Source organism: Gottfriedia acidiceleris (genome assembly GCF_050457485.1).
GTDB lineage: Bacteria > Bacillota > Bacilli > Bacillales > Bacillaceae_G > Gottfriedia > Gottfriedia acidiceleris_D.
The window spans coordinates 1-26,407 of the sequence record NZ_JBCMJM010000022.1; the positions used below are offsets into that span (position 1 = coordinate 1).

Below are 26,407 nucleotides of genomic sequence, written 5' to 3' on the forward strand. Positions count from 1 at the left end.
GATAAACCTATAGGGTATGGCGAAAGATATAGAAATGATAAGTTTTTGTTGTAATCAGGGGAGGAATTATTGATGGAGAGAGATTGGAGTCACTTATTAGAAAAAATGCCTTTACGTCTTGCACCAAGCATGGCAAAGGATCATCCTAACTTACCGGTTGTAAAGGAAGAAGGTTGTTACTACTATGGTGTAGATGGTAAAGAGTACTTAGACTTTACATCTGGCATTGCTACTACAAATGTTGGGCATCGTCATCCAAAAGTGGTACAGGCAATTAAAGATGGCGCTGATTCTTTAGCCCATGGTCCGTCGGGTGTTATTATTTACGAATCGATTTTAAAGCTAGCAGATGAGTTGGCTGAAATTCTTCCTGGTAACTTAGATACTTTCTTTTTTGGTAATAGTGGGACTGAAGCGATTGAAGGTGCTATTAAGCTAGCTAAACATGCTACTAAACGTCCATATATTGTTTCATTTATTGGTTGTTTCCATGGCCGTTCTATGGGAGCATTAAGCGTTACGACTTCAAAAAGTAAGTATCGAAAATTTTTACAACCAACAGGCTCTTATCAAATACCTTATGCAAATGTTTCAGAATGCCCTGAAGGTTACGATGAAGAACAATATGTAGTAGAGCAATTAGAAAAAGATTTTAAACGTTTATTTAATCATCAAGTAACTCCAGAAGAAGTAGCTGCAGTTATTGTAGAGCCAATTCTAGGTGAAGGTGGCTATGTAGTACCACCTAAGGCATGGTTAAAAAAAATACGAGAAATCTGTGATAAAAATAATATCTTACTAATTTTTGATGAAGTTCAAACTGGATTTGGCCGTACAGGAGATTGGTTTGCTGCACATACTTTTGATGTAACGCCAGATATTATGGCAATAGCAAAAGGTATTGCAAATGGTATTCCTTTAAGTGCGACTGTAGCATCAAATGAACTAATGAAACAGTGGCCACTAGGTAGTCATGGAACAACATTCGGAGGAAATCCAATAGCTTGTTCAGCTGCACTGGCTGTTTTAGAAATTATTAAAGAAGAAAAGCTTTTAGAAAATACGAAAGAAGTAGGGGCTTACGCAGTAGAAAAACTGAATGCATTAAAAGAAAAGCATCCGGTAATTGGAAGCATTCGCTCAATTGGTTTAATGATCGGCATTGAAATCATTAATCCAGCTACAAAAGAACCAAACGGTGATGGTTTATTTAAAATTCTTGATCTTGCTTTGGAAAAAGGTGTTTTATTCTACTTCTGTGGTAATAACAGTGAAGTAATTCGAATGATTCCACCATTAACAGTTACGAAGAATCAAATCGATGATGGGTTAGCAATCTTAGATGAAGCATTAACTGAATATGAGCAATCCATTGGATATGAATTATATGAAACAAAGGGCATTGGTTTCTAAACCAGTGCTCTTTATCTAAACAGACTTTGTCGAATAAACTTTGCAATTTAAAAGACAAATAGTAAAGGAGTACTACAATATGAACTTAGATTTTTCTCAAATTGTCCCTTCAATTCCATATATATTGGCCGGATTAAAATTAACACTATTAGTAGTAGTTTGTTCAATTTTATTAGGTCTTGTTTTAGCAATATTACTTGCATTAATGAAAATTAGCCGTGCAAAATGGTTAGTTGTAATAGCTGATTTTTATACTTCAATTTTTCGTGGAACACCGATGGTTTTGCAATTAATGATCATTTATTATGGTTTACCACAATTAGTTGGTTTCGATATCGAAAAGTTTCCAGCAGCGGTATTGGCTTTTGGTTTGAATTCAGGAGCTTATGTATCAGAGATCATCCGTGCAGGTATACTAGCAGTAGATAAAGGTCAACAAGAAGCTGCTTCAGCTTTAGGAATCCCTTACCGTAAAATGATGTCAAAAATTATTTTACCTCAAGCATTTAAAAATATTTTACCAGCTTTGATGAATGAGTTTATTACATTAACGAAGGAATCAGCAATGGTAACAGTAATTGGTGCATCTGATTTAATGAGAAGAGCATTCTTAGTAGGTGGGGAAACTTACTCATTTATGGAGCCACTTATTTTTGTAGCTGCAATCTATTATATTATCATTATGATCCTATCACTTCTAGGTAAATCTGTTGAAAGGAGAATGCGTACAAATGATTAGAATTACTAATTTAAATAAAAGTTTTGGAAATGTTCATGTATTAAAAGGAATCACGACTATAATTGAGCAAGGATCTGTTGTTGCTGTAATTGGCCCATCTGGTTCTGGAAAATCTACATTTTTACGTTGTATGAATTTATTAGAAACTCCTTCAAATGGTGAAATTTGGATGGATGATATTGAAATTACAAATCCTAAAAGTAATATAATGAAAATTCGTGAAGAAGTAGGTATGGTATTCCAGCATTTTCATTTGTTCCCACACATGACAGTTTTAGAAAATATTACGTATGCTCCGATTAATGTAAAAGGTATGAGTAAGGCTAAAGCAGAAGAAAATGCAAAGGCACTTCTTGAAAAAGTTGGACTTCTTGAAAAAGCAAACGTATATCCTCCTAAACTTTCAGGTGGTCAAAAACAACGTGTCGCTATAGCAAGAGCACTTGCAATGGAACCTAAAGTAATGTTATTTGATGAACCAACATCAGCTTTAGATCCAGAGATGGTAAAAGAAGTACTTGAAGTAATGAAATCATTAGCTCATACTGGTATGACAATGGTCATCGTTACACATGAAATGGGTTTTGCAAAGGAAGTTGCAGATCGAATTCTATTCTTAGACGAAGGAAATCTAGTTGAGGATGCAACTCCGATCGAATTATTCACAAAACCAAAAACAAATCGTGCTAAGTTATTCCTTGAGAAAGTTTTATAAGTCATATAATCATTTAAATGTGAAGAATCCCTACTTTTCATCTGAAAAGAGGGATTTTTTTTTACTGACAAAAAATTCATTGATTTACTTTGAAAATGTCTAAATATGTTTTAGGTTTGTAAGTCAGCGGGTGTTTCTTGTATTTCAACTTCAGCTAATTCTCAAATTTTACAAAAAAAATGTTAATCATTAGAACTTGTTAATTCTTGTCTATCGAAAACATTTATTAAAGTGTTTCTAAATGAAATACAATTATCTTAGTTTTTGAATATTCTTTCATTTTTAATTGCAATAATATCTTTAATTTTTCAAGAAATAAAAACTTGAAAGGAGCGTATGATGATGGAATTGGACCAAAACTCTAGTACGAGTATAAGTCAAAGCAAATACTCGGAAGTTGCAAAATCTCATGAGTTTAAACAGTTACTGAAAGCAAAAAGAAAGTTTATTCTACCAATGTCTTTATTCTTTTTTTGTTTTTACATTGCATTACCTTTAATGACTTCTTATTCTAAAGCACTTAATACAAAAGCATTTGGAGAGGTAACATGGGCTTGGGTGTTTGCATTTGCTCAATTTGTTATGACATGGGTATTATGTATGATTTACAGTAAGAAAGCTGAATCCTTTGACAAAATGGCTGATGGAGTATTGGAAAAGTTAAATAAAGGAGGGGAGGACATTTGAATACGACTGCATTTACATTGTTTTTAATTATCGTACTAGGAACGCTAGTTATTACATATTACGCCTCTAAAAAAACAAAAGATGCGAAAGACTTTTATACAGCAGGCGGTGGATTGACTGGATGGCAAAATGGATTTGCAATTGCAGGTGACTATATGTCAGCAGCATCCTTTTTAGGAATTGCAGGTGCGATCGCTTTAACTGGATTCGATGGATTTTTCTATAGCATCGGATTTTTAGTTGCATATTTAGTTGTTTTATATTTAGTAGCAGAGCCTTTACGAAATCTTGGAAAATACACGTTAGCAGATATGATTGCAGCGCGATTTGATCAAAGAAAAGTAAGAGGGGTAGCTGCGTTAAATACAATGACGATTTCAATCTTTTATATGATTGCACAACTAGTTGGTGCTGGTGCACTGATTAAATTATTACTAGGAATTGATTATACGACTGCTGTTTTAATAGTAGGTATATTAATGACTGTTTATGTAATATTTGGAGGTATGAGGGCTACTAGTTGGGTTCAAATCGTAAAGGCAATCCTTCTTATGATTGGAACATTAGTCATTTCAATCATCGTTTTTGCTAAATTTAATTTCAACATTAATGAAATGTTTAGTCAAATGAGAACGGCAACTCCTCTAAAGGACTCGTTTTTAAATCCAGGTGTAAAATACACAAATGGACTAGATACAATTTCACTTAATTTAGCACTTGTTCTTGGAACAGCCGGATTACCTCATATACTGGTCCGCTTCTTTACAGTGCGTGATGCGAAAACGGCACGAAAATCAGTCGTTTATGCAACTTGGTTAATCGGAGCATTTTATATCATGACGATTTTCCTTGGGTTTGGGGCAGCTGCATTCGTTGGGAATTCTGAGATTATTAAAGCAAATCCAGCAGGAAATATGGCAGCGCCACTTTTAGCTGAAGTATTAGGTGGTAACTTTTTATTTGCTTTTGTTTCAGCTGTAGCATTTGCAACTATACTTGCAGTAGTAGCAGGGCTTGTTTTAACTGCTGCATCTGCCTTTGCACATGATTTTTACAATGAAATCTTAAAACAAGGTAAAGCAACTGAAAAAGAGCAAGTTTCAATGGCCAGATATGCTTCAATTGGAGTTGCTTTAATCTCAATCTTACTTGCGATATTTGCACAAACATTAAATGTTGCCTTTTTAGTATCCTTAGCATTTGCTGTTGCTGCAAGCGCGAACTTACCAGTCATACTCTTTACAATCTATTGGAAACGTTTTAATACGACTGGCGCAATTACTGGTATGTTAACTGGATTAATATCTGCAATCATACTAGTAGCAATAAGTCCAAATATTTGGAGTCCAATTGAAGGAAAAGCCATTTTTGTTGGAGATCCATTAATTAATTTAACGAATCCGGGGATTATATCGATACCTTTAGGATTCATAGCTGCTTATTTAGGTACAATTCTTTCAAATAAGAAAGAAAATGAAGCTAAATTTGATGAAATTCTTGTGAAGTCTAATACTGGCCATGGTGTATCTGGTATTTCTACGCATTAATCATAATTAGAAAAAAGAAACTGAAGAAAATTTCTCAGTTTCTTTTTTATTTAGGAAACAAATTAAATTACTCATCACTTTGTTTTAATTTTAAAGGTTTCGTAGAGATAATCGATTCAATGTTTTTACTGATTAATTTATTATTTTTACGATTTTCTATTCTTACTTTTGCTATTTCAGCGAGTTCTCGTTCTTCTTCGGTTTCAAGAATGATAGATGGAACTGGTACCGTTTTATTATCTTTCATTCCAACAAATGTTAAAAATGAAGCAGCTGCGACGCGGCGATTGCCTGTAATCAAGTTTTCTGCAATCGCTTTTACGAAAATTACCATAGATGAAGTTCCTGTAACGACGACAAAGGATTCATAAGAGATACAATCCTCTTCTGTAACAGGATGTAAGAAGTCTACATGGTCGATCGAAGCAGTTACACATTTCAATCTTGAATGCTTAGAAGCAGTAATTGAAGCAGTCATATCCATGTCAGCAAGAATTTTTCCACCAAATAAAGTTTGGTGATTGTTTAAGTCAGTAGGGAAAACTCGAACAGTTAATGCTGAACGTGATTCATGGCAATATTTTGAACTCATAAATTCACACCTTTTATTAGAATAATGATATTTTTACCAATCTATTTTTTATTAAGCGTAAATATGAGATGAAATTTTCATTAGAAATATTATCCTATTCACTGAATCAAATACTACATAAAGTAAAACATAAATACTAGGTGATATTATGTATAGAATTGGTTCAAGGATTGTTAAAACGGCGTTAGGGAGTGCGGTTGCAATTTTTATCGCACAATCGGTGGGAGTTCATTTTTACTCGTCTGCTGGAACATTAACAATATTATGTATACAAACTACCAAAAAACGTTCATTAGATACAGCATTGAGAAGATTTTCTGCATGCGTGCTAATCATCCTTTTTTGTATTTTTTTCTTTCATATTTTTGGTTATACACCATTAGCGATTGGAATATTACTTTTATTTTTTATTCCAAGCTTAGTAAAACTTAAAATTCAAGAAGGAGTCATTTCTAGTGCGGTTATCATGCTACATCTATATGGATTAAAAAAAATTACAGTTCCAATAATAGTAGATGAGTTAACTGTAATTGTAATAGGAATTGGTGTAGCTTTACTTTGTAATTTATATATGCCTAGTTTAGATGATCAAATAAAAAACTTTAAAGTACAAATTGATTCTAAATTTTGTTTTATTTTTGAGAAGATTTCTATTTATTTAAAAGAACCAGCTAATAAATGTTTTTTAGAAGAATATGATGAAACAGTAAAATTGCTTCAAGAAGCAAAAAGAATTTCTAAATTAGAAATCGATAATCATTATTTTAAATCTTCGAATGATGAAGATTATGAATATTTTTTATTAAGAGAGAGACAACTTGAAATAATTCACCGTATTATTGACACGGTTTGTGACATTAAAGTAAGTAACGAACAATCTCATATTTTATCCAAATTTTTTAATGATTTAAGCTTTTCAATAAATCCAATTATAAGTGGTGTTATATGCTTACATCAGTTAGAAGAAATCTATCATATGTTTCGTGCTATGCCACTACCACAAACATCTGATGATTTTGAAACCAGGGCAGCGGTTTTAACCATCATCAATGAAATGGAAAGTTTTTTGATTATGAAATCAAAGTTTAAGGGAAAATACGTTAAGGGAAATTAAAAAGGAGTTGCTTTATTTGCTTAAATTAGTTCTATCACTACTTTTAGTAATTGGTCCAGTATGGCCACTTGGACAAAATCCAAGGGTAGGAGAACCATTTATTATTATTAATAAAGAAGTAAATAATTTGGCATATATAGAAGATGGTAAAGTCCTAAGGATTTATCGAATTGCTACCGGAAAAACAGCAGATTTAACTCCTGAAGGTATTTTTAATATTACATATAAAGCCAAAAATCCATATTGGCGCAAAAAGAATATTCCAGGAGGGGATCCTAAAAATCCTCTAGGAACTAGATGGATTGGATTTGACGCATTAGGTACTGATGGTTCCATTTATGGTATTCATGGAAATAATGACCCTTCAACAATTGGTAAATATATATCAAATGGATGTGTAAGAATGTACACAAATGATGTGAACGAACTTTTTGATAAAATCCCATATGGAACGAAAGTGTTAATCACAACATCATCAAGTTCATTCGAACAACTAGCTCGTGAACAAGGTGCGATTAGATAATAAAGAGGATTCACCATCAAAATCTCAAGATCTTGATGATGAATCCTCTTTTTCATATTATTTGATCTTTTATAACATTGCAGCGATCCCTGCAAGTAAAGTAGTAGCAAGCATTGAAATTAACATAATCATAACGACTACTTTTTGTGTTTTTTTCCTCATGTGATTACCACCTTAGATTAAAGAATTACAATTTATTAATTATTTATTAGAATCATACAAGTGTTGTCCTATTTTAGCATATGTAGGATATTTTTTACAGTCTAAGCTTCTTTTATCGTAATTCCCTTGCCTAATAAATACGCTGTCTTTTATTTAAATAAAAAAAGAGTCTCATAAGCATTTTAGCTTACGAGACATCCCTTTTTTACTCAAAATATAATTAAAATTTTACTTAACTCCAACGGCATCAAATGCTTTATTTACTGTAGTTACTTCAGTGGAGCTAGTACCGAAAAGGTCAGAAGCTGCTTTCACACATGCTGCACGTGCTTGACTGAAAGTAGAGGAAGCTGTTAAGTAAACAGTATTTGCACGATAGAAAATTTGAGCTAGTTTATCATTTCCGATTCCTGTAACAGTCACGCCGTAAGCAGTTCCACCTTGAGCAATTAAATAAGCAGCTTTATTAATAATACCGCTATTTGTATGAACTCCTCCATTGTCAGATGTTCCAGTGTAACGATTTGCATAGTTATCTGGATCTCCATATTTAGTTGGATTACTCATCGAACGAAGTGCATCACCTGCAATTTTTGGCGTATAAATATCTTCACCAATCTCGTAATCAGGATTTTTATTATTATAGAACTCTATTAAAGTACCAAAAATATCAGAAATTGCTTCGTTTAGTGCACCAGATTCATTCTGATAAGTTAAATTTGAGCTAGTTTCCGTTACTGCGTGAGTTAACTCATGTGCTACTACGTCAATACCCCCTGATAATGGAATAAATGTCGTACCGTCACCATCGCCATAAACCATTTGTGTACCGTTCCAAAACGCATTGTTGTAATTACGGCCATAATGGACACTCGATTTTAGTGCACCGCCTTTATTATCATAGGAATTACGATTAAAAACAGCTTTATAATAATCAAATGTTAATCCAGCAAAATAATGTGCATCAACTGCAGCAGCATCATAAGTGCTATTTAAAAGGTTATCCGGACTTGTCCAAAGTGTACCAGCAAGACGTTGTCGATTTGCTGCATCATAAGTGAAAATACCACCTTGGGCTCTTGTATTATCTTGTAAATAATAAGTTGAACCCGATAAGGTCATATTTAGTGTTTTTGAATCACCTAGCACGCCAACTCCTGTTCCAGTTGTATTCGTACTACTTGTTGTACCACCTGGTTTTGCAGCAGGGGCACTACTATCTGCTTCATCTAAATTATTATAGCTATTTAATATTTTTCCTGTTGATGCATCAATGAAATAATTAAAGTTTCCAGGTTTAGGAGAAAGGAAGTTTAAGTTTACAAGGTAAGCGTAACTAGCTTCATCACCATTTGTGTAAACTACTAGATTTGCTGTAGGGTCTTTTTCATAGATAGGAGTATAACCAAGGTCGGCTTCTGCAATTTTAATTGATTTGTTGGCATTGATTTTCTTTTCAGATTTCAATCCTTTTTTCGTATCTAAATTAGGAGCTACCGTACCAGAGAAAGCTGTTAGAACACCATCGTCTGCAACTAATGCTGTTTGAGTAGAACCCCAAACAGGTACACCATTATATACTTGTTGTAGTCGAAGAGCGGTACCTAACAGATCTTTATTGCTAGACTTAACGATGAATGATTCTTCTGAGGATTTCGAACCGAGTTTAAATTTATCTTTGTTAGCATTGACATAACCTAGTACAATGCTCTCAGGATTTTGAGTTGATGACTTTGTCAGCTGACCTGAAACAAATTCAGGTGATCCTACAGATTCATTGTACTTGTAGATAGATAACACATTTTTTGGTGCAGCATATGTATTTGTTACTGAAAAACTACTTGCTGCTAATCCTAAAGATAACCCTACTGCTAAAACTTTTTTGTTCACTTAAATTCCTCCCTAGTTAACAAATAGTGATAACGAGCTAATATTATCATGTAATCTAGTAGGATTACAAACTACAAAAAACTGCAATAATTGCACTTTTTTTGGAAAAATAAGTCTTTTATATCGAGTCTATTTAACCACTCAATTGATAAATAGTCATATTGTTTTATGAAAAGAGAAAAGTGAGGGGAATGCCGTCGAACTTTTTTTAATTGCTTGTAATTTTGGTGTTAAGTTTAATTGTTCTATGATTCAAAATCATAGCTCCATTTTCAATGCTATCTCTTAAAATACGGTTGTATACTGCTTTGGTTTTTAATCATGTTTGTCCACTTTCTTGAATATTGTTTAAATAATAGCTTATGTACTTTTGAACAGATTACAGTACATAAAAAATCTCATATGCTTCTAAAAAAGCATTGATTTGAAGGAGAGGGCAAAAAAATGTTCACAAATATAGATCATATGGCAATCTGTGTAAAAAATTTAAACGATAGTATTAAAAAGTATGAAAGTGATTTAGGTTTATCATACTCATATCGAGAAATAGTTGAAGACCAAGGAGTAGAAGTCGCATTTTTTAAAACAAATAAAATTAACATCGAATTAATCCAACCACTTACATCCACGAATCCTGTACATAAATATATTGAAAAAAAAGGTGAAGGCTTGCACCATATTGCTTTTCAAGTAGATGACATCGAAAATTCACTATTAGAACTAAAAAAACGCCAATTTAATTTAATTCATCATTCACCACGTAATGGGAGTGAGGGTTCAAAAGTTGCCTTTATACACCCTAAACAATTCGGAGTATTAATCGAAATTGTTCAAAAAAGGGGGGAGTTTAATGAGCAAGTATGATGATCTTTATAAACTATATGAAAAGAAATCTGAAATAGAGCAAGGTGGAGGATTTGAACGGATTGAGAAACAACATGAACGTGGGAAGTTTACAGCACGGGAAAGAATAGACATGCTATTAGATGAAGGGAGTTTTGTTGAGTTATTTAGTTTTGTCCAGCATCGTTGTTCAGATTTTGGAATGGATGAACAAAATGGTGCATGTGATGGAGTTGTCACAGGTTATGGCAAAATTAACGATCGAACGGTCTTTGTTTTTTCGCAAGATTTTACTGTGTTCGGCGGTGCTTTAGGTGAAATGCATGCGAAAAAAATAAGTCAATTAATGGACATGGCAGTACAGTGTAAGGCTCCGATTATTGGTTTAAATGATTCCGGTGGTGCGAGAATCCAAGAAGGTGTCCTTTCTTTAGATGGTTATGGACATGTTTTTTATCGAAATACGATTTATTCTGGGGTCGTACCACAAATTTCAGTTATTATGGGGCCTTGTGCAGGTGGTGCAGTCTATTCACCAGCAATTACTGACTTCGTTATCATGGTCAATGGAACTAGCCAAATGTTTATTACTGGACCAAAGGTAATCGAAAGTGTAACAGGTGAAAAAATCACTGCAGAGGATTTAGGTGGAGCTAAAGTCCATAATGAGATAAGTGGAAATGCTCATTTCCAAGCTGAGTCGGAAGAAGAAGCCCTTAAGCTCGTTAGAAATTTAATGGAGTATTTACCGGCTCATTGGGAAGAAAAAGCACCTACTAAAATGAAAACTGAAAAGGATATAGATGATTTAATGGAGCTAATTCCTGATGAAAGTAGTCGACCTTATGATGTCAAAAAAATAATAGAAATGATTGTAGATGATGATTCCTTTTTTGAGGTCCAAAAAGATTTCGCTAAAAATTTAGTTGTAGGATTTGCTAGATTAAATGGTGAAGTAGTAGGTCTCGTTTGTAATCAACCAAAATTTATGGCTGGAGGACTAGATTTACATTCTGCTGATAAAGGGGCTAGATTTATTCGTTTTTGTGATAGTTTTAATATACCAATCATCACGTTTGTTGATGTGACAGGGTTTTTCCCTGGTGTAAAACAGGAGCATGGAGGTATAATAAGGCATGGTGCTAAGCTTTTATATGCGTATTCTGAGGCAACAGTTCCAAAAGTTACAGTCATTACGAGAAAAGCATTTGGTGGAGCATATGTTGCATTAAATAGTAAATCGATTGGAGCGGATTTAGTATTTGCATGGCCAAACGCTGAAATCGCTGTAATGGGTGCTGCAGGTGCTGTAAATATCTTATACGGGAAAGAAATCTCTCAAAGTAATCGACCAGATGAGTTAAGATCAGAATGGATGGATCAATATAAAGAGAAATTTTCTAATCCTTACGTTGCTGCAAAATACGGTTTAGTTGACGATGTTATTGATCCAAGGATGACTAGAAAAAAGCTTATTCAATCATTAGATGTATTAAAAAATAAAAATGAAAAGCGCCCAGCAAAAAAACATGGTAATATACCTTTGTAGACATTTTTTTACATATTCAATATGGAGGCATGACACAAATGATTAATGAACAACGTATAGTCGAAGAATTTTTAGAATTAGTACAAGTAGACTCTGAAACTAAGTTTGAAGCTGAAATTGCAAAGGTTTTAAAACAAAAATTAGAAGCCCTTGGAATGAATGTTTTTGAAGACGACACGATGGGTGTTACAGGTCACGGTGCTGGAAATATTGTTGCTACAATTCCTGCTACTAAAGAAGGCGTTGACGGTATTTTCTTCTCTTGTCATATGGATACAGTAACTCCGGGTAAAGGAATCAAGCCATCAATCAAAGATGGATATATCGTTACTGACGGAACTACAATTCTAGGTGCAGATGATAAAGCTGGTATCGCAGCATTTTTAGAAGCTGTAAAAATCATTAAAGAACAAAATATTGAGCATGGTGAAATCCAATTCATTATCTCAGTTGGTGAAGAATCTGGATTACATGGTGCTAAAGCAATGGATCCAAAATTAATCACTACTAAATTTGGATATGCATTAGATAGCGATGAAGAAGTAGGTAATATTATCGTAGCAGCTCCAACTCAAGCTAAAGTAATTGCTACTATTTATGGTAAAACAGCACATGCAGGTGTTGCACCTGAAAAAGGCGTTTCAGCGATTACGATTGCTTCTAAAGCAATTGCAAGAATGCCACTTGGTCGAATCGACGAAGAAACGACTGCTAATATCGGACGTTTCGAAGGTGGAAGTGCAACAAATATCGTATGCGATCAAGTGAATATTTTAGCTGAAGCTCGTTCATTAATCGGTGAAAAAATGGAAGCTCAAGTAGCTAAAATGAAAGCTGCTTTTGAAGAAGCAGCTACTGAAATGGGTGGACGTGCTGAAGTAGAAGTTCAAATTATGTACCCAGGATTTAAATTTGGTGAAGGAGACCACGTTGTTGAAGTTGCAAAACGTGCAGCAGAAAAAATTGGACGTACTCCTGCATTAAAACAAAGTGGTGGAGGATCTGACGCGAACGTATTCGCAGGTCACGGTTTCCCAATTGTAAACTTAGCAATCGGTTATGAAGAAATCCACACTACAAATGAAAGAATGCCAATTAAAGAGTTAGTAAAAACTGCTGAAATGGTCATTGCAATTGTAGAAGAAGTTGCTAAATAATTAATTAAAAAAAGGGCTGTCTTATCTATCAGAATAACTGATAAATAAGCGCCCTCTTTTTAATTTTAAAAATAATAAATGAAAGTACTAGCGTGTAATGAGAGGGGTATCTCAATAGCTCTATTCATTTTTATATGATATGCTCGTTATTTTTATAGTGGATTAGAAGCTTTTTTCAAGTTGAAAGGATACGGTTTTTAGCAATAATATTTAAACAGGTATGGGTAATTTTTAATTTTATTTGCGATTTTTAGATTTTTTTTGCAGGCCAATATTCACGGATAATTGATATACTCATTTTCCAACAAAAAAAAGACGAAACACAATGCCTCGTCTTTTTTAAGAGTTAAGAAGTTTAAAAACTAACTCTAATTTGTAGTTAAACGTTTTCTATATAGGAAAAAGAATACAATCGTAATCAATAAGGCAGATGGAAATATGACTAAACTATACTTTGCAAAAATAGACGCCACTTTATCCCATTCTTCACCAAAAATTTTTCCTAATGTTATAAAAGTAAATCCCCAAAGGATTGCTCCAATAAATGCAAAGGTTGCAAATTTTCTATAAGAATATTTATTAATGGCAGCAAAATAAGCAGTTAAATGCCTGACTCCGGGAATAAAAAATCCTATTATAAGAATATATGGTCCAAATTTTGTAAATAAGCTTTTTGTCATTTCAATTTTTTTCTCTGTAATATGAACTTTTGGTCCATATTTATTAAGTAAAGGTAAACCAAATATGTATCCAAGTAAATAACTTATTGAGATTCCACAAATGATTCCAATAATCGCACAAGCTATTGAAGGTAAATATAACAATCTACCTAGAAATACATTATAACCTATGTATACTAAAAGAATTTCATCTGGTAGTGGTAATCCAATAATTCCTCCTATTAATGCTAAAATGATGCCTAAATAACCATAGTGACTAATTATTAAGTTTAAATGTTGAACCATTGATCATACACATCCTCGATTTTTTCCGCGTAAAGTAAATAGGCAAAAATTTATTTTAAAGATAATATCATTGTATACAAACAAAAATATTTTATAGCATTTTCTTAAATATGGCAATTCAAAATTCAAATAATTTTGCAATTATTAGAATGATTTAATATTACTATAGAAAATAAAGAAATTTAGGTGGGAAAAATGATTAATTATTATGAATTAACCCCAAATTTATTTAATAGGAAAGAAACAATCATAATGTTTCATGGTTGGGGTTCAACGATAGAATCGCAAATACAATTTGGTAAAGAGCTATCTGAATTAGGATTTAAAGTTGTTATTCCCGAAATTAAATACCATGATTCGAGACAAGTTCTAAATAACCATTTTGATCAAGAGATTTTACAAACATATTTTTGGAAAACGATATTTGAATCAATTGATGAAGAAGATGAAATTATAAATCAGCTTTGTTTACAAAAAGGAAATACAATTCTGTTCGGTAGTTCAATGGGTGGTTTTATTGCAAGTGGAATGTTTTTTTCAAATAATAGTTATGCCGGATTAATTACTATTAATGGATCAAGTTCTTATATTTATTCTGAGAAGGATTTTCGTAAAAAAGATAGAAGAGAACCATTAAATGAAAGGGAATTGGAAAGGTTTAAAAAATATGATCCTAAATTTAAGGATAGTACGATCAGTAAGCCTGTTTTATTCTTACACGGCGAACAGGATCTAGTTATTCCAATTGGAGGGCAAGTCGATTTTTTAACAGCAAAACATAATTATTATATTGATTTTCTTAAATATAAGGATGTAAATCATTCGATCACAGGTAGTATGAAAAAAGACATAATCAATTGGCTTGATAAAAATTTTAAAAAGGAGGGGATTTTATATGAGTGAAAATTCACTACCAAATGGATTAGCTAAACCTGCTATTAGAGCATTAACTTCAGCAGGTTACTTACATTTGGAGCAATTCACACAATTGAGTGAAGCGGAAGTATTAAAATTACATGGAATGGGACCTAAGGCGATTACGACAATTAAAAATGCATTGGAAGAGAAAGGATTATCTTTTAAAAAATAATATTGGCTAGTGCAAGAACTGATAGAATTTCAGTTCTTTTTTATTTTGTGATTATTAAGTAATGAAGTTGTTATAAAATATCTTTGATTAATTTATTTTTACTAAAAGTTGCCAGGATATTATTATAAATTATAGTGATATAATTAATTTTATCGTTTATATTTCAAAAAAGGAGGAAGGCTATTGAAACCCAACTTGTCTCCTATACAAAAAAAAGGAAACCGATATTATTTAACTGTAAATAAAAAATTTTGGTTTAGCCATTTTATTTCATTTTCTTGGTTACTTTTTTCAATTTATTTATCAATTCCTTGGGTAAAGGACCTATCTGACGTTGTTACTACGCCAGTAGCAATCATCATAATAGGTGGTATTGCCTATATACCGGGCTATATGAGTACTTTTTTAGTCATAAGTTTACTACTCGATAAACAACCGAATTTTAAAAATGAATTTCCAAGTGATTCGGTAACTGTATTAGTGGCTGCTTATAATGAAGAAGGTGCTATTTTTAATACGTTAAAATATATTTCAGATCAAGATTATACTGGTGAAATAAATGTTATCGTAATTAATAATAATTCAACTGATGGTACAGATCGTGAAGTAATGAGGGCGAAAAAAGAGTTAAATTCAAATATTACTTTATTACATCAACCAAAGCCAGGTAAGTTTCATGCACTTAATTTAGGCTTGGAGTATGTGAAAACAACATATGTCATTACATTAGATGCAGATACATTAATTCACCCTTCTGCAGTAAGATACTTAGTTTCAAGAATAAAAAGTAGCCCTTCTGATGTTTGTGCTGTTGCTGGCTCAATGTTAGTTCGTAATAGTCGTGAAACATTCTGGACTAAGATTCAAGAGTGGGACTATTTCTTAGGAATTGCTTCCATAAAAAGACTTCAGGGATTATATCAAGGAACTCTTGTCGCACAAGGGGCGTTTAGTTTATATAAAACTGATTGTGTAAAGGAAGTTAATGGTTGGCCAGATGCAATTGGAGAAGATATCGTTTTAACATGGAGACTTTTACAAAAGCAATGGAAGGTATACTTTGAACCATTAGCAGTAGCTTTTACTGATGCACCTACAACCTTTGGTCATTTTGCTAAACAAAGATCAAGATGGGCAAGAGGTATGGTTGAAGGACTAATTGAAATAAAACCTTGGCAACAACCACAAGTTTATACAAAGTATTTAACTGGTATTAATCTCATGATGGTTTACTTAGACCTTATTTACACTTTATGTTGGATTCCTGGATTGATTTTAGCGTTTTTTGGAATTAACATTATTGTTGGCCCAATGACTTTATTAGTTCTCCCATTAACATTTATTAGCTATTCAATCCTTTATTTTTACCAGAAAAACTATGTTTTCCGTAATTTAAATTTAAGAATAAGAAATAATCGTATAGGATTTCTATTCTTCCTATTATGCTATCAAATGATTATGTCGCCAGTTTCACTTTATGGCTATATTCAAGAATTCTTTAAATTAAAACGAGTTTGGGAATAAAAACTTTATTCTCATAAAGAATGGGGATCACAAAGTACTTTTTGTGATCCCCTTTTTGTTTTTATAAATTATTTGTTTCTTTCTTTGTTGAGCTATCTAACTTCATCTTTAATTGAACTTCTTGATCCGCGATAATATCATCATCTTCGGCATTATCACGAACAACCTTCTGGGTTAAAATTGAGCCTACTGCTACTAATAGCATAACTGCAATATAATAACCTTTTTCGTTTAATTCCATATCTGCATTGTAAAGTCCAATACAAAATAAAAATACTCCTGCAACTAATGTAAAGTAAGCTAAAACAGTAAATGCTGGTGTGTTTCTACGTCTGTGCTTCTGCAAATTTAATCACGCTCCGGATAAGATTTTACAAAATTATTTGACGTTAAAAAATGCTATTAAGAAGATATAAATGATTTCAAAAAAATTCTTAACGTCTGTTATTTTTATATAAAATTTGTTGCTAAATAGTAATAAAATTCAAATAAATTAGTAAATTGGAAAATATTACTGGAATTTTTTAGGAAAAAGCTAAATAAAAAATAGAGAAATACAAAAAGATATCTAATCACAAATAGATAGGAAATATTTATTTGGAGAGGATGGTCACATATTGAGTAATAGAGGTGCTGGTATTGGAGGAATCGTTTTTGTTGGTTGTATGTTTCTAGGTGGAGGAATTGGAAGTTTATTACATGAACCACACTCAGGTTGGTTAATTGGAATGGGTGTTGGATTTTTAGGGCTCGCTTTAACAAGATTTCTAATAAAAAGTTAATTCGGGGACTAAAAAAGAACCACAAGGATGAAATGATAACCTTGTGGTTCTTGAATTGAAGAGGACTTTTATAAATAAAATCGATCCCTTATTTCTTTTGATGGAATCATACACGATTCGTTTTTTCCAAAGAATTTAAAACGATTTCTTGCGATTAGTCTATATAAATAGTCACGTATCGTTGTTGGGATTATTATAAAGGCATAGAAAAATTTTGGCCAACCTTCTAAATTTTTTGCAATAGAAAGTGCAGCTGAAGATTCAATTATTATTTTTCCATTTTGTACAAGAATAATTGAATCAATTGAACCAAGTTCGGGGTGATTCTTCTTAAGCTTTTCGCCAAATGTGGATTGTAGTGCGGCAAAATGAAAATAACCTTTTTGGTCATGTTTAATAATAAATTGAACAACTCCATTGCATAAAATACATTCACCATCAAATAAAATAATTGGCCTCTCACTCATAAAATATCCCCTAAAGATTATTCTTGGTTCACCATATGGTAAGCAACATTTCTTAAATGTTGTAATAATGGTTCTTTAATTTCTTCATCTAAATCGACATCATCCATCGCTTTTCCCATACAATCCAACCAGTCATGAGCTAATTCAATTGTAATTGGAAAAGGCAAATGACGCGCGCGCATTCTTGGATGACCACGTTCCATACTATAATATTGTGGTCCACCTAAAAACTGTGTTAAAAATAGTTTTTGCTTACGTGCCGTTTCCTCCCAGTCACCAGGAAATATTGGTGAAAGTCTCTCATGTTTTGAAACATAAGAATAAAAAGTATCAACTAGCTCTTCTAATTTTTCTTTCCCTATATAATCATACATTGATTGATTTTCGTTACTCAAAAGAAAATACCTCCATTAATTTCAAAAAATACAATTTAGATAGGTTTATTTTATCTCTTTTTGGACTTTATGAGAAGTAAATAGGCACCTTAGGGTAATGTAATTTATTATTAAAACCCCTTTTCTAATTAGAAGAGGGGTTTCCTTCAAAAGCTTCAATTAAATTGTTTATATTGATTTTATTCTTAGTTTGGAGAACTGCTTTCATTACTCGTTCAGATTTTTCTGGTTTGGAGTCATTTAATAGTTCAGGTAAAATGGTCGGAACAATTTGCCATGAAACGCCAAATTGATCTTTTAACCAACCACATGCTTGTGCATTTTTATCTCCATCCTTTGATAATTTTTCCCAATAATAATCTATTTCTTCTTGGGAGTCACAATGAACGATGAATGAAATTGCTTCTGTAAATTTAAAGTGAGGCCCACCGTTTAACGCAACAAAATCTAGCCCTTCTAAACTAAATTGGATGGTCAAAACACTTCCTTCTTCCATAGTGCTTGGATCATGTCTTTCTTTTCCATAACGTGTAATTCTTTCAATTTTTGAATTCTTAAATATAGAAGTGTAATAATTTACGGCTTCTTCGGCTTGTGTATCAAACCATAAATTCGTAGATATTTTTTGTATTTTACATTGCATAGCTTTTCTCCTTTATTACAAAAACGTTTATAATAATTAGATATTAGTATAGATATGATTCAAACTTTATAAGTTTTAACTTTATTCGACATTAATACACGTAAATAGGAAATATAAAAAATTGATATTATACTAGCATAGGAGGTGTCTCAATGAATCAATGGGCACCAAAGAGCGGAAGAGTCATTTTACATGTTGATATGAATTCATTTTTTGCTTCAGTTGAAATAGCGAATGATCCATCATTAAAAGGTAAACCAGTAGTTGTCGCTGGCAATGAAAAAGAGCGCAGGGGAATTATCGTAACTGCAAGTTATGAAGCTCGAGCATATGGAATTCGGGCAACAATGCCACTATGGGAGGCCCGAAAAAAATGTCCTGAGATGATTGTGAAAACTCCAAATTTTGAAGCTTACCGAAAAGTCTCAAGGCAAATATTTGAAAAATTAGGTGCAATAAGTCCTAAAATTGAAGTGGCATCAATTGATGAAGGATATATTGATATAACTGATTGTGATGAAAAACTAGGTCATCCAATTAAAATAGCTGAATTGATTCAGTCAATGTTGTTAGAAGATCTTGATATGCCATGCAGTATCGGTATTGGTCCAAATAAATTTCTTGCAAAAACAGCTTCAGATATGAAAAAACCACTTGGAATTACTGTTCTTCGTAAGAGGGATGTTCCTACTATTTTATGGCCTAGAAAAGTAGGAGAGATGCACGGTGTTGGTAAGAGAACTGAAGAAAAATTAAATGAAATTGGCATTATTACAATAGAAGATTTGGCAAAAAGTAATGAAAAACAAGTACATGAATTATTAGGTGTAAACGGTAAATCTTTAAGAAATAAGGCCAATGGAATAGATGAGAGAGAAGTCGATCCTAGTCGAATGCTTTCACATAAGACAATTGGCCAATCAACGACATTTTCATTTGATGTTTTTGAGGAACCAATGATTGCAGAAAAATTTGAAGCTCTATCTAAACGGGTTGCTGAACGATTAATTAAGAAGGGTTTAGTTGCTGACACTGTGACAATTACACTTCGATTTAGTGACCGAAAAACAATTAATCGAAGTAAAAAACTTTCTACACCTGTACAACAAGCTAATGAAATCTTTAAAGAGGCATTTGATCTATGGAAAAGGAATTGGAACGGAGAACCATTACGTTTAATCGGAGTGACTGCATCACAATTAAATCCAAAAGATGAAATATCAAAGCAATTGGACCTATTTTCTTTTGAAAAGGATGCCAAACAAGAACCATTGTTTGAAACATTACATAAATTGCAAAATAAATATGGAGAACAAGTTATTAGTTTGGGGAGACAAAAAAAGAAAATTGACTCAAACAATATATTAGATATATTGAAATCTACAGAGTAAACAGCTGCTGGGCTTTCAATCGAAGGTCCTTTTTTTGTTGCCCTCGTTTTTAACGAAAAAAGACGGTCTATTAATTAGACAGTCTTCAAATAGTTAATATAACCCTTTAAACTTTCTCGATAATAATTTTAGTTGCTGTTGGAAGATATTGTTCTACTGCATTCAGTACATTTTGATCATCTTGATATGCACCGACTTGTACTCCGTCTACGATTACTCTATGCATTTCAGACTTAGCCTTAGCTGTTAAGTTAAATGCTTTTACTAATCCATTTATATGTCCTTGAGCTACTTTTTGACGCCAATTTGGGTCTTTTAGTTTTGCAGCATCACTTGCATTATCAATGAAACCATTTTCAGTCAAAATCGCTGGCATATTTGATTCACGTAATACATGAAAATTAGCTTTTTTCTTACCACGATCAGTTAGACCATTTACCTTTACGATTTCTGGATGTAAATCGTTTTGATATTGTGCTGAAGTAGACGTATCTGACAAACCATCGTATATATAATCCTCGTAGCCAGACGCTGATGTATTAAATGAATTGATATGAACAGATAAAAAGTAGCTAGCACCCCATGAGTTTGCATCGTTAGTACGTTCGGATAAAGAACGATCAGTGTCGGTAGATCTGCTCATTCTAACTTCAACGTCATTATAGTTATTCAATAAATCTCTAATTCTTAATGCGATATCCAAAGTTAGGTCTTTTTCCTTTAATCCATTTCCTACTGCACCTGAATCAGAGCCACCATGCCCTGGATCTAAATAAAGTTTCAACATTTTTTTTAAATCCCCTCCTAATGATAATGTATTCAAAGTAGCCTTTAGTTGAAATGGACAAGCATCTAATGCAAATTTTAGACATTTAGTTGAATTAGGCATTCATTTCTAATAGATTCTTTTATTTAGATTGATAGTTAAGTAGGGGAATACTAAAATTTTGTCGAATGTAAAGATTAAGTTATTTTGTTATCCAATGTAACTATTGCCAACAGCCAAGGAGGAAAGTGTATGTATACAAAAATGAAAGCGAATGAACATGTTTATTCATCACATCGTAATGTGGTGTATGCTAGAAATGGAATGGTCGCTACTTCTCAACCATTGGCTGCACAAGCGGGCCTAGATATGTTAAAAAAGGGTGGTAATGCAGTAGATGCTGCAATCGCTACAGCTGCTTGCCTTACAGTAGTAGAGCCTACTTCAAACGGTATTGGTGGAGATGCTTTTGCATTAGTTTGGATGAACGAAAAGTTATACGGTTTAGATTCAAGTGGACCAGCACCTAAAAATATATCGATTGAAAAAGTAAAAGATTTAGGTTATGAAAAAATGCCTAAGCATGGTTGGATACCAATAACTGTTCCTGGTGCTCCTGCTGCTTGGGTAGAATTATCGAATCGGTTTGGGAGACTTTCATTAAAGGAAGTGCTACAACCCGCAATTGAATATGCTCGTGAAGGTTTTCCGATTTCACCAACATTAGGTAAGTTTTGGAAAAAGGCTTATGAAATATACAAAAAGGAGTTAAACTCTGAGGAGTTTGTTGCTTGGTTTGATACGTTTGCTCCAAATGGAAGAGCTCCTGAAGTAGGAGAGATTTGGTCGTCACTGGATCATGCAATAACTTTAGAAAAAATAGCCGAAACAAATGGAAAAGATTTTTATAAAGGTGAAATTGCAGATAAAATTATTGCTTCTTCAAAACAATATGGTGGTTTTTTAACAAAAGAAGATTTAGAGTCATTTAAACCGGAATGGGTAAATCCAATAAGTATAAATTACAGAGGCTATGATGTGTGGGAAATTCCACCTAATGGTCAAGGAATTGTCGCACTGATGGCTTTAAATATGTTGAAAAATGACCAGTTTGATGACAAAGAGAACGTAACTACATATCATAAACAATTTGAAGCAATGAAGTTAGCTTTTGCTTGCGGAAGGGAATATGTGACAGATCGAAAGTTTATGAAGACTTCGGTTGAAAGTCTATTAAGTGATCAATATGGAAAAGAACGCTTTTTAGGGATCACGGAAACTGCTCATACACCATTACCAGGAAGACCGCCTAGTGGAGGCACTGTTTATTTAGCAACAGCTGATGGAGATGGAAATATGGTCTCCTTTATTCAAAGTAATTATATGGGTTTTGGGTCAGGTATAGTTATTCCTGGAACTGGAATTGGAATGCAAAATAGGGGTTGTGATTTTAGCTTAAATGAAGAACATGCCAACGCTTTAATCGGTGGAAAAAAATCATACCATACGATTATTCCGGCATTTTTAACAAAAAATAATAAAGCAATTGGACCATTCGGTGTAATGGGTGGTTATATGCAGCCTCAAGGCCATGTTCAAGTAATCATGAATAGCATCGATTTTCATTTAAATCCACAAGAAGCTTTAGATGCTCCTAGATGGCAATGGATTGAAGGGAAAAGTATTGAGGTTGAACCTAGTTTTCCTCAAGAGATTATAGAAGAGTTACAGGCAAAAGGTCATGAAATTAAGGTTGCAAAGGATACTGGAAGTTTCGGGAGAGGCCAAATTATTTGGAGAAATGATGATTCTGGCGTTTTAATGGGTGGTACAGAATCAAGAACGGACGGTTGTATAGCAAGTTGGTAAATATGAAAAGGAATTGATTTAATGAAACAATTAGAAATATTCATCGCGTTTTTTCGAAGTAGTATTTTAGGATATGGTGGTGGACCTTCTACGATTCCTCTAGTTTATAAAGAAGTCGTTGATACGTATAAATGGATGAAAGACGAAGAGTTTTCTGAAATTTTAGCAATAGGAAATATGCTCCCAGGTCCAATCAATACAAAATTAGCAGGTTATATCGGTTATCGTATTGGTGGCATAATTGGAATGCTTAATGCAATCATTGCAACGACCTTACCGACAATCCTTTTAATGATTATACTTTTAACATCATTATCGTCTTTTAAAGATATTAAATGGGTTAATGGGATGAAGGAATCAATTGTACCTGTTGTAGGGGTAATGTTAGGTGTATTAACATGGCAATTTTATCAAAGTTCAAAAAAAGGATTGAAAACTCCAACAATATTAATTCATTTAGTTGTCGGTTTGTTTCTAATTCAATTTTTACACATACACCCAGCAATTATAATTGGTGGTTTACTAATATTTGCAATCTTCCAGCCAGTAAAAGCAACTTCCTCAAATGACCATCAGACGAGGAAGGGGAGTACAAACGAATGATATATTGGAAATTATTTCTTTCATTTCTTATAACAAATCTTTTAGGCTATGGTGGTGGGCCGGCTACAATCCCATTAATTCAAAATGAAGTTGTTACACAAAAACATTGGTTAACTCAACAAGAGTTTCATGAAGCGTTTGCAATGGGGAATGCCTTACCAGGGCCTATCGCAACAAAAATGGCTGGTTATATTGGATATAAAATTGGAGGAATCTTTGGTTCCTTTATAGCAGTCTTTGCAACGGTATTCCCTTCTTTATTGCTAATGATTCTATTAATTGGGGTGCTTTATAAAAATCGTGACTCAATTCGAGTGAAGAGAATGACGGCATATGTAAAACCGACAATTGTTGTCCTTTTAGGCCTACTTACATATCAATCTTTTTCTGATTCGTTTCACGATATTGGAGCATACCAAGTTATTTTTATTGCAGTTTGTACATTTTTCTTAATGGAAAAATTTAAGATTCATCCGGCTTTTGTAGTACTTGGTGCATTAATTTATGGTGCCATTAATCTTTAAAAATAAAAAAGAAACCAATTAATTGGTTTCTTTTTCTTTTTCCTTTTCCTTGCTCATAACTTCTTCATAATCTTTATTAAACCAAAGTGGATCCATATTATCTACTTCACCATTATAATTAATCAAAATTTCTTCGCCAGCTTTAATGTCTTTGTAAGCGAAAAAATCAAATGTGTGATTATCAAAGTTAATATCGTAAGTTGCATTTGCATCATAAGAATGGTTGAATAGCATTCCGTATCCTAAAAGAATAGCTGAATGATTAATACCATATTCAAATGCATAGTCTGCTAATAAAGTTTTTTCGATATGTTCATGTTCTTCGTTCGGGTAAGAAATAACTGGCGCCTCGTGTATCAGTTCACCTTTTGCAATATCACGTGTTGCAAAGACACCTCGATTAAATTCACCGTCACTCAACGTAGAAGTTTTAATTTCAATCATAATTACACCTATAATTCTCTCTTAAGTCTTATAGATAGTTTGCCACTATTTTAGATATAAATCAATTTTTTTATCTAATTAGCGTTATTCACATAAAAGTGCGTTTCTTTTTCGATCGAAAGAAGTAGTAAAACTAGGACAAGTCTACTATTAGATTAAAAACTGATAAAATTAAAAAAATCTAAGTATAAATGTTGCCAAAACATCAAATTATAAAATTGTTATATATATATAGGGAGGCAGATTATAATGAAATTTCTTTATAAGATTATGATTTTATTGATTGTAATGTCTTCTATTCTTCCAGGAATTAAGCAGGTAAATGCAACTAGCAAAAAGGAATTTCTGCGAATTGAAGGATATAAGCCAAACCAAACTGTATACAAAATTCCTTATCTAGCTGATATTTTCCAGGTTTCAACAAATCAGATTCTAGTAACTTTTGATTCAGAAGTTGATCTTAATTTAGGAACAAAAGCATCATTTTATTGGATTCAAAGTTTATCTGATAAAATCCCGACCGGAATTGCATCACTTGGAAGCAAAAGTCAATTTAATGCAAGGAATGCTTTATCGAATAATCAAGTTACAATTACAAAGGTACAAGGAGATAACAATTCATTCTTGTTAACCTTTAAACAAGAAATACCTTCAAATAAGCGATTTAAACTTGCAGTCCGTCATTTGCACGCTCCTGGTGGAAAACCATTTGATGGTATGAATGGTATGAAAGTATTTACAGGTAAATAATTATTTTGTAGTTTGTCTACAGATGTAATCCCCTATTGCAGAGGGGATTTTTTTATGTCTTGTAATGAATGTTGCCAAACGATCGGTAGGAATTAAATGTAGAGAATATCAAGCAATTTTTTTTTGACCAGTTTGCTTGCTTTTTGTGAGACATGTAGCTTACTCCGAAATAAATCTTAAAAAATATAAATTATAGAATTGACTTTAACGTTGCGTAAAGGTGTATTGTAAAGATGTCAGGAGGTAGTCGCAATGGAATACACAGTACAAAAGCTTGGACTTCTAGCAGGAATCAGCACAAGGACTTTAAGATATTATGATGAGATTGGGATTCTTAAGCCGGCAAGAATTAACTCATCGGGATATCGGATTTATGGTCAAGCGGAAGTAGATCGCTTACAACAAATCTTATTTTATAGAGAACTAGGTATGAATTTAGAAAACATTAAAGAAATTATTACATCACCTGATTTTAATAGTGCCAAGGCGTTAAACGAGCATCGTGAGCGGCTTCTTGATAAAAGAAAGCAATTGGATTTATTAATTTCAAACGTTGAAAAGTCAATTGCTCTAACAGAGGGGAGAATTACAATGTCAAATAAAGAAAAATTTGAAGGCTTTAAGAAAGATATGATTGAAGAAAATGAAAAGAAATATGGAAAAGAAGCACGTGAAAAATATGGAGATGAAGCTGTTAATAAAGCAAATCAAAAAGTAATGAATATGACAGAAGAAGATCATAAAGAAGTAACGCGACTTGCTGAAGAATTAGCAAAAACATTAGCTGAAGCATATAAAACAGGTGATCCATCAAGTGAAATTGCACAAAAAGCAGCTGATTTGCATAAACAATGGTTAACATTTTATTGGAGCAAATATAGTAAGGAAGCGCACGCGGGCTTAGCCCAAATGTATGTAGACGATGAACGCTTTAGAGCACATTACGATAAAGAACAACCTGGAACTGCTGAATTTTTAAGAGATGCAATTCATATTTACACGCAACATAAAAAATAAATCTGAGATAGTGCGTGTACTTTGATAAGTTCTTAGCCTCATGAGAGGTTCATGAGGAAGTAAAACAGCAAAAATAGAAAAAAGGTTCCTCATGAGAGGCTCATGAGGAAGTAAAACAGCAAAAAGAAGGAAAAAGGTTCCTCATGAGAGGTTTATGAGGAAGTAAAACAGCAAAAAGAAGTAAAAGGTTCTTCATGAGTGGTTCATGAGGAAGTCTGAGATCCTATTTGCGCTTGTCAAAACAGC

At 32.9% G+C, this 26,407-nt stretch carries 30 protein-coding genes; 20 read left to right on the forward strand and 10 right to left on the reverse strand.

Annotation, left to right across the window (positions count from 1 at the left end):
* Positions 1 to 72: 72 nt before the first annotated feature.
* The 5 genes from ABEY15_RS21050 to ABEY15_RS21070 all read left to right on the forward strand — a co-directional run bounded on the left by ABEY15_RS21050 (position 73) and on the right by ABEY15_RS21070 (position 5,101).
* Entirely contained in the window at positions 73 to 1,413 is a 1,341-nt protein-coding gene (locus ABEY15_RS21050; RefSeq protein ID WP_429892022.1) for an aspartate aminotransferase family protein, read from the forward strand.
* Positions 1,414 to 1,492: 79 nt separating this feature from the next.
* Positions 1,493 to 2,152, forward strand: coding sequence for an amino acid ABC transporter permease (locus ABEY15_RS21055; protein WP_429892023.1), 660 nt, complete (start codon positions 1,493 to 1,495; stop codon positions 2,150 to 2,152).
* Positions 2,145 to 2,867 (forward strand): amino acid ABC transporter ATP-binding protein, encoded by a 723-nt coding sequence (locus ABEY15_RS21060; protein ID WP_056475255.1) that lies wholly within the window; start codon positions 2,145 to 2,147, stop codon positions 2,865 to 2,867. Before ABEY15_RS21055 ends, ABEY15_RS21060 begins: the two co-directional genes overlap by 8 nt.
* Positions 2,868 to 3,209: 342 nt before the next feature.
* The gene (locus ABEY15_RS21065; RefSeq protein WP_429892024.1) at positions 3,210 to 3,554 is read left to right on the forward strand and encodes a DUF485 domain-containing protein; all 345 of its coding nucleotides are present in this window, start codon (positions 3,210 to 3,212) and stop codon (positions 3,552 to 3,554) included.
* Positions 3,551 to 5,101 carry a solute symporter family protein gene (locus ABEY15_RS21070; protein WP_429892025.1) on the forward strand — a complete coding sequence of 517 codons (1,551 nt, stop codon included), beginning with the start codon at positions 3,551 to 3,553 and terminating at the stop codon, positions 5,099 to 5,101. Before ABEY15_RS21065 ends, ABEY15_RS21070 begins: the two co-directional genes overlap by 4 nt.
* Positions 5,102 to 5,168: 67 nt before the next feature.
* On the opposite strand, the gene ABEY15_RS21075 is transcribed toward ABEY15_RS21070, so the two are convergent.
* Positions 5,169 to 5,693, reverse strand: coding sequence for an acyl-CoA thioesterase (locus ABEY15_RS21075; RefSeq protein WP_429892026.1), 525 nt, complete (start codon positions 5,691 to 5,693; stop codon positions 5,169 to 5,171).
* Positions 5,694 to 5,841: 148 nt separating this feature from the next.
* Between ABEY15_RS21075 and ABEY15_RS21080 the strand changes: the two genes are divergently transcribed.
* Entirely contained in the window at positions 5,842 to 6,807 is a 966-nt protein-coding gene (locus tag ABEY15_RS21080) for an aromatic acid exporter family protein (RefSeq protein ID WP_429892027.1), read from the forward strand.
* Between the two features lie 7 nt (positions 6,808 to 6,814).
* Positions 6,815 to 7,330, forward strand: a complete 516-nt coding sequence (locus ABEY15_RS21085; protein ID WP_025671086.1) for a L,D-transpeptidase — start codon at positions 6,815 to 6,817, stop codon at positions 7,328 to 7,330.
* A 69-nt stretch (positions 7,331 to 7,399) separates the two neighbouring features.
* On the opposite strand, the gene prli42 is transcribed toward ABEY15_RS21085, so the two are convergent.
* Positions 7,400 to 7,492: a stressosome-associated protein Prli42 gene (prli42, locus tag ABEY15_RS21090; RefSeq protein ID WP_156339731.1), complete on the reverse strand. Its 93-nt coding sequence runs from the start codon at positions 7,490 to 7,492 to the stop codon at positions 7,400 to 7,402.
* Between the two features lie 228 nt (positions 7,493 to 7,720).
* Positions 7,721 to 9,382: a M4 family metallopeptidase gene (locus tag ABEY15_RS21095; protein WP_429892028.1), complete on the reverse strand. Its 1,662-nt coding sequence runs from the start codon at positions 9,380 to 9,382 to the stop codon at positions 7,721 to 7,723.
* Positions 9,383 to 9,826: 444 nt separating this feature from the next.
* Between ABEY15_RS21095 and mce the strand changes: the two genes are divergently transcribed.
* From mce to ABEY15_RS21110, 3 genes are read left to right on the forward strand one after another with little or no spacing between them, the layout of a single operon-like run.
* Positions 9,827 to 10,246, forward strand: coding sequence for a methylmalonyl-CoA epimerase (gene mce / locus ABEY15_RS21100; protein WP_429892029.1), 420 nt, complete (start codon positions 9,827 to 9,829; stop codon positions 10,244 to 10,246).
* Positions 10,233 to 11,774, forward strand: coding sequence for an acyl-CoA carboxylase subunit beta (locus ABEY15_RS21105; RefSeq protein WP_429892030.1), 1,542 nt, complete (start codon positions 10,233 to 10,235; stop codon positions 11,772 to 11,774). Before mce ends, ABEY15_RS21105 begins: the two co-directional genes overlap by 14 nt.
* 38 nt (positions 11,775 to 11,812) lie before the next feature.
* The gene (locus tag ABEY15_RS21110) at positions 11,813 to 12,931 is read left to right on the forward strand and encodes a M20/M25/M40 family metallo-hydrolase (RefSeq protein ID WP_129688525.1); all 1,119 of its coding nucleotides are present in this window, start codon (positions 11,813 to 11,815) and stop codon (positions 12,929 to 12,931) included.
* Between the two features lie 368 nt (positions 12,932 to 13,299).
* Here ABEY15_RS21110 and ABEY15_RS21115 read toward each other — a convergent pair whose 3' ends face one another.
* Positions 13,300 to 13,896, reverse strand: coding sequence for a DedA family protein (locus tag ABEY15_RS21115; protein WP_429892031.1), 597 nt, complete (start codon positions 13,894 to 13,896; stop codon positions 13,300 to 13,302).
* Positions 13,897 to 14,091: 195 nt separating this feature from the next.
* Here ABEY15_RS21115 and ABEY15_RS21120 point away from each other — a divergent pair, with 195 nt between their 5' ends.
* The 3 genes from ABEY15_RS21120 to ABEY15_RS21130 all read left to right on the forward strand — a co-directional run bounded on the left by ABEY15_RS21120 (position 14,092) and on the right by ABEY15_RS21130 (position 16,510).
* The gene (locus ABEY15_RS21120; protein WP_429892032.1) at positions 14,092 to 14,799 is read left to right on the forward strand and encodes an alpha/beta hydrolase family protein; all 708 of its coding nucleotides are present in this window, start codon (positions 14,092 to 14,094) and stop codon (positions 14,797 to 14,799) included.
* Positions 14,792 to 14,986 carry a DNA-binding protein gene (locus ABEY15_RS21125; RefSeq protein ID WP_429892033.1) on the forward strand — a complete coding sequence of 65 codons (195 nt, stop codon included), beginning with the start codon at positions 14,792 to 14,794 and terminating at the stop codon, positions 14,984 to 14,986. The genes ABEY15_RS21120 and ABEY15_RS21125 overlap by 8 nt, the downstream gene beginning before the upstream one ends.
* 183 nt (positions 14,987 to 15,169) lie before the next feature.
* A complete protein-coding gene (locus ABEY15_RS21130) occupies positions 15,170 to 16,510 on the forward strand; it encodes a glycosyltransferase family 2 protein (RefSeq protein ID WP_429892034.1) in 1,341 nt (446 codons plus the stop codon).
* Positions 16,511 to 16,571: 61 nt separating this feature from the next.
* On the opposite strand, the gene ABEY15_RS21135 is transcribed toward ABEY15_RS21130, so the two are convergent.
* The gene (locus ABEY15_RS21135; protein ID WP_098847085.1) at positions 16,572 to 16,856 is read right to left on the reverse strand and encodes a YiaA/YiaB family inner membrane protein; all 285 of its coding nucleotides are present in this window, start codon (positions 16,854 to 16,856) and stop codon (positions 16,572 to 16,574) included.
* Between the two features lie 271 nt (positions 16,857 to 17,127).
* Here ABEY15_RS21135 and ABEY15_RS21140 point away from each other — a divergent pair, with 271 nt between their 5' ends.
* On the forward strand, positions 17,128 to 17,292 hold the full coding sequence (locus ABEY15_RS21140) for a hypothetical protein (protein WP_175403474.1): 165 nt from the start codon (positions 17,128 to 17,130) through the stop codon (positions 17,290 to 17,292).
* A gap of 68 nt (positions 17,293 to 17,360) precedes the next feature.
* On the opposite strand, the gene ABEY15_RS21145 is transcribed toward ABEY15_RS21140, so the two are convergent.
* The 3 genes from ABEY15_RS21145 to ABEY15_RS21155 all read right to left on the reverse strand — a co-directional run bounded on the left by ABEY15_RS21145 (position 17,361) and on the right by ABEY15_RS21155 (position 18,797).
* On the reverse strand, positions 17,361 to 17,759 hold the full coding sequence (locus ABEY15_RS21145) for a thiol-disulfide oxidoreductase DCC family protein (RefSeq protein ID WP_429892035.1): 399 nt from the start codon (positions 17,757 to 17,759) through the stop codon (positions 17,361 to 17,363).
* Between the two features lie 17 nt (positions 17,760 to 17,776).
* Positions 17,777 to 18,154 carry a hypothetical protein gene (locus ABEY15_RS21150; RefSeq protein ID WP_025672250.1) on the reverse strand — a complete coding sequence of 126 codons (378 nt, stop codon included), beginning with the start codon at positions 18,152 to 18,154 and terminating at the stop codon, positions 17,777 to 17,779.
* A gap of 124 nt (positions 18,155 to 18,278) precedes the next feature.
* Entirely contained in the window at positions 18,279 to 18,797 is a 519-nt protein-coding gene (locus ABEY15_RS21155) for a VOC family protein (RefSeq protein WP_429892036.1), read from the reverse strand.
* A gap of 152 nt (positions 18,798 to 18,949) precedes the next feature.
* Here ABEY15_RS21155 and ABEY15_RS21160 point away from each other — a divergent pair, with 152 nt between their 5' ends.
* Entirely contained in the window at positions 18,950 to 20,188 is a 1,239-nt protein-coding gene (locus ABEY15_RS21160) for a DNA polymerase IV (RefSeq protein WP_429892037.1), read from the forward strand.
* Positions 20,189 to 20,294: 106 nt separating this feature from the next.
* On the opposite strand, the gene ABEY15_RS21165 is transcribed toward ABEY15_RS21160, so the two are convergent.
* On the reverse strand, positions 20,295 to 20,975 hold the full coding sequence (locus ABEY15_RS21165; protein WP_429892038.1) for an N-acetylmuramoyl-L-alanine amidase family protein: 681 nt from the start codon (positions 20,973 to 20,975) through the stop codon (positions 20,295 to 20,297).
* Between the two features lie 231 nt (positions 20,976 to 21,206).
* On the opposite strand from ABEY15_RS21165, the gene ggt reads away from it, so the two are divergent.
* Genes ggt through ABEY15_RS21180 form a run of 3 tightly spaced genes read left to right on the forward strand, consistent with a single transcriptional unit; the run spans position 21,207 to position 23,950 of the window.
* Positions 21,207 to 22,823: a gamma-glutamyltransferase gene (ggt, locus tag ABEY15_RS21170; RefSeq protein WP_429892039.1), complete on the forward strand. Its 1,617-nt coding sequence runs from the start codon at positions 21,207 to 21,209 to the stop codon at positions 22,821 to 22,823.
* A 21-nt stretch (positions 22,824 to 22,844) separates the two neighbouring features.
* The gene (locus tag ABEY15_RS21175) at positions 22,845 to 23,426 is read left to right on the forward strand and encodes a chromate transporter (RefSeq protein ID WP_429892040.1); all 582 of its coding nucleotides are present in this window, start codon (positions 22,845 to 22,847) and stop codon (positions 23,424 to 23,426) included.
* Entirely contained in the window at positions 23,423 to 23,950 is a 528-nt protein-coding gene (locus ABEY15_RS21180) for a chromate transporter (protein WP_429892041.1), read from the forward strand. The genes ABEY15_RS21175 and ABEY15_RS21180 overlap by 4 nt, the downstream gene beginning before the upstream one ends.
* Positions 23,951 to 23,968: 18 nt before the next feature.
* On the opposite strand, the gene ABEY15_RS21185 is transcribed toward ABEY15_RS21180, so the two are convergent.
* Positions 23,969 to 24,394, reverse strand: a complete 426-nt coding sequence (locus ABEY15_RS21185; RefSeq protein WP_056475314.1) for an SET domain-containing protein — start codon at positions 24,392 to 24,394, stop codon at positions 23,969 to 23,971.
* A 249-nt stretch (positions 24,395 to 24,643) separates the two neighbouring features.
* Between ABEY15_RS21185 and ABEY15_RS21190 the strand changes: the two genes are divergently transcribed.
* Positions 24,644 to 25,144: a hypothetical protein gene (locus tag ABEY15_RS21190; RefSeq protein ID WP_429892042.1), complete on the forward strand. Its 501-nt coding sequence runs from the start codon at positions 24,644 to 24,646 to the stop codon at positions 25,142 to 25,144.
* Between the two features lie 252 nt (positions 25,145 to 25,396).
* Positions 25,397 to 26,161, forward strand: a complete 765-nt coding sequence (locus ABEY15_RS21195; RefSeq protein WP_429892043.1) for a MerR family transcriptional regulator — start codon at positions 25,397 to 25,399, stop codon at positions 26,159 to 26,161.
* The last annotated feature ends 246 nt before the right edge of the window (positions 26,162 to 26,407 follow it).

What these genes read in the sequence shown, in the direction of transcription:
- ABEY15_RS21145 (WP_429892035.1), bottom strand. Translation starts at nt 17,759, where the DNA reads ATGAGTGAGAGGCCAATTATTTTATTTGATGGTGAATGTATTTTATGC.
- prli42 (WP_156339731.1), bottom strand. Translation starts at nt 7,492, where the DNA reads ATGAGGAAAAAAACACAAAAAGTAGTCGTTATGATTATGTTAATTTCA.
- ABEY15_RS21055 (WP_429892023.1), top strand. Translation starts at nt 1,493, where the DNA reads ATGAACTTAGATTTTTCTCAAATTGTCCCTTCAATTCCATATATATTG.
- ABEY15_RS21075 (WP_429892026.1), bottom strand. Translation starts at nt 5,693, where the DNA reads ATGAGTTCAAAATATTGCCATGAATCACGTTCAGCATTAACTGTTCGA.
- ABEY15_RS21120 (WP_429892032.1), top strand. Translation starts at nt 14,092, where the DNA reads ATGATTAATTATTATGAATTAACCCCAAATTTATTTAATAGGAAAGAA.
- ABEY15_RS21185 (WP_056475314.1), bottom strand. Translation starts at nt 24,394, where the DNA reads ATGATTGAAATTAAAACTTCTACGTTGAGTGACGGTGAATTTAATCGA.
- ABEY15_RS21195 (WP_429892043.1), top strand. Translation starts at nt 25,397, where the DNA reads ATGGAATACACAGTACAAAAGCTTGGACTTCTAGCAGGAATCAGCACA.
- ABEY15_RS21180 (WP_429892041.1), top strand. Translation starts at nt 23,423, where the DNA reads ATGATATATTGGAAATTATTTCTTTCATTTCTTATAACAAATCTTTTA.
- ABEY15_RS21080 (WP_429892027.1), top strand. Translation starts at nt 5,842, where the DNA reads ATGTATAGAATTGGTTCAAGGATTGTTAAAACGGCGTTAGGGAGTGCG.
- ABEY15_RS21115 (WP_429892031.1), bottom strand. Translation starts at nt 13,896, where the DNA reads ATGGTTCAACATTTAAACTTAATAATTAGTCACTATGGTTATTTAGGC.
- mce (WP_429892029.1), top strand. Translation starts at nt 9,827, where the DNA reads ATGTTCACAAATATAGATCATATGGCAATCTGTGTAAAAAATTTAAAC.
- ABEY15_RS21155 (WP_429892036.1), bottom strand. Translation starts at nt 18,797, where the DNA reads ATGCAATGTAAAATACAAAAAATATCTACGAATTTATGGTTTGATACA.
- ABEY15_RS21160 (WP_429892037.1), top strand. Translation starts at nt 18,950, where the DNA reads ATGAATCAATGGGCACCAAAGAGCGGAAGAGTCATTTTACATGTTGAT.
- ABEY15_RS21065 (WP_429892024.1), top strand. Translation starts at nt 3,210, where the DNA reads ATGGAATTGGACCAAAACTCTAGTACGAGTATAAGTCAAAGCAAATAC.
- ABEY15_RS21175 (WP_429892040.1), top strand. Translation starts at nt 22,845, where the DNA reads ATGAAACAATTAGAAATATTCATCGCGTTTTTTCGAAGTAGTATTTTA.
- ABEY15_RS21125 (WP_429892033.1), top strand. Translation starts at nt 14,792, where the DNA reads ATGAGTGAAAATTCACTACCAAATGGATTAGCTAAACCTGCTATTAGA.
- ABEY15_RS21060 (WP_056475255.1), top strand. Translation starts at nt 2,145, where the DNA reads ATGATTAGAATTACTAATTTAAATAAAAGTTTTGGAAATGTTCATGTA.
- ABEY15_RS21165 (WP_429892038.1), bottom strand. Translation starts at nt 20,975, where the DNA reads ATGTTGAAACTTTATTTAGATCCAGGGCATGGTGGCTCTGATTCAGGT.
- ABEY15_RS21110 (WP_129688525.1), top strand. Translation starts at nt 11,813, where the DNA reads ATGATTAATGAACAACGTATAGTCGAAGAATTTTTAGAATTAGTACAA.
- ABEY15_RS21050 (WP_429892022.1), top strand. Translation starts at nt 73, where the DNA reads ATGGAGAGAGATTGGAGTCACTTATTAGAAAAAATGCCTTTACGTCTT.
- ABEY15_RS21190 (WP_429892042.1), top strand. Translation starts at nt 24,644, where the DNA reads ATGAAATTTCTTTATAAGATTATGATTTTATTGATTGTAATGTCTTCT.
- ABEY15_RS21105 (WP_429892030.1), top strand. Translation starts at nt 10,233, where the DNA reads ATGAGCAAGTATGATGATCTTTATAAACTATATGAAAAGAAATCTGAA.
- ggt (WP_429892039.1), top strand. Translation starts at nt 21,207, where the DNA reads ATGTATACAAAAATGAAAGCGAATGAACATGTTTATTCATCACATCGT.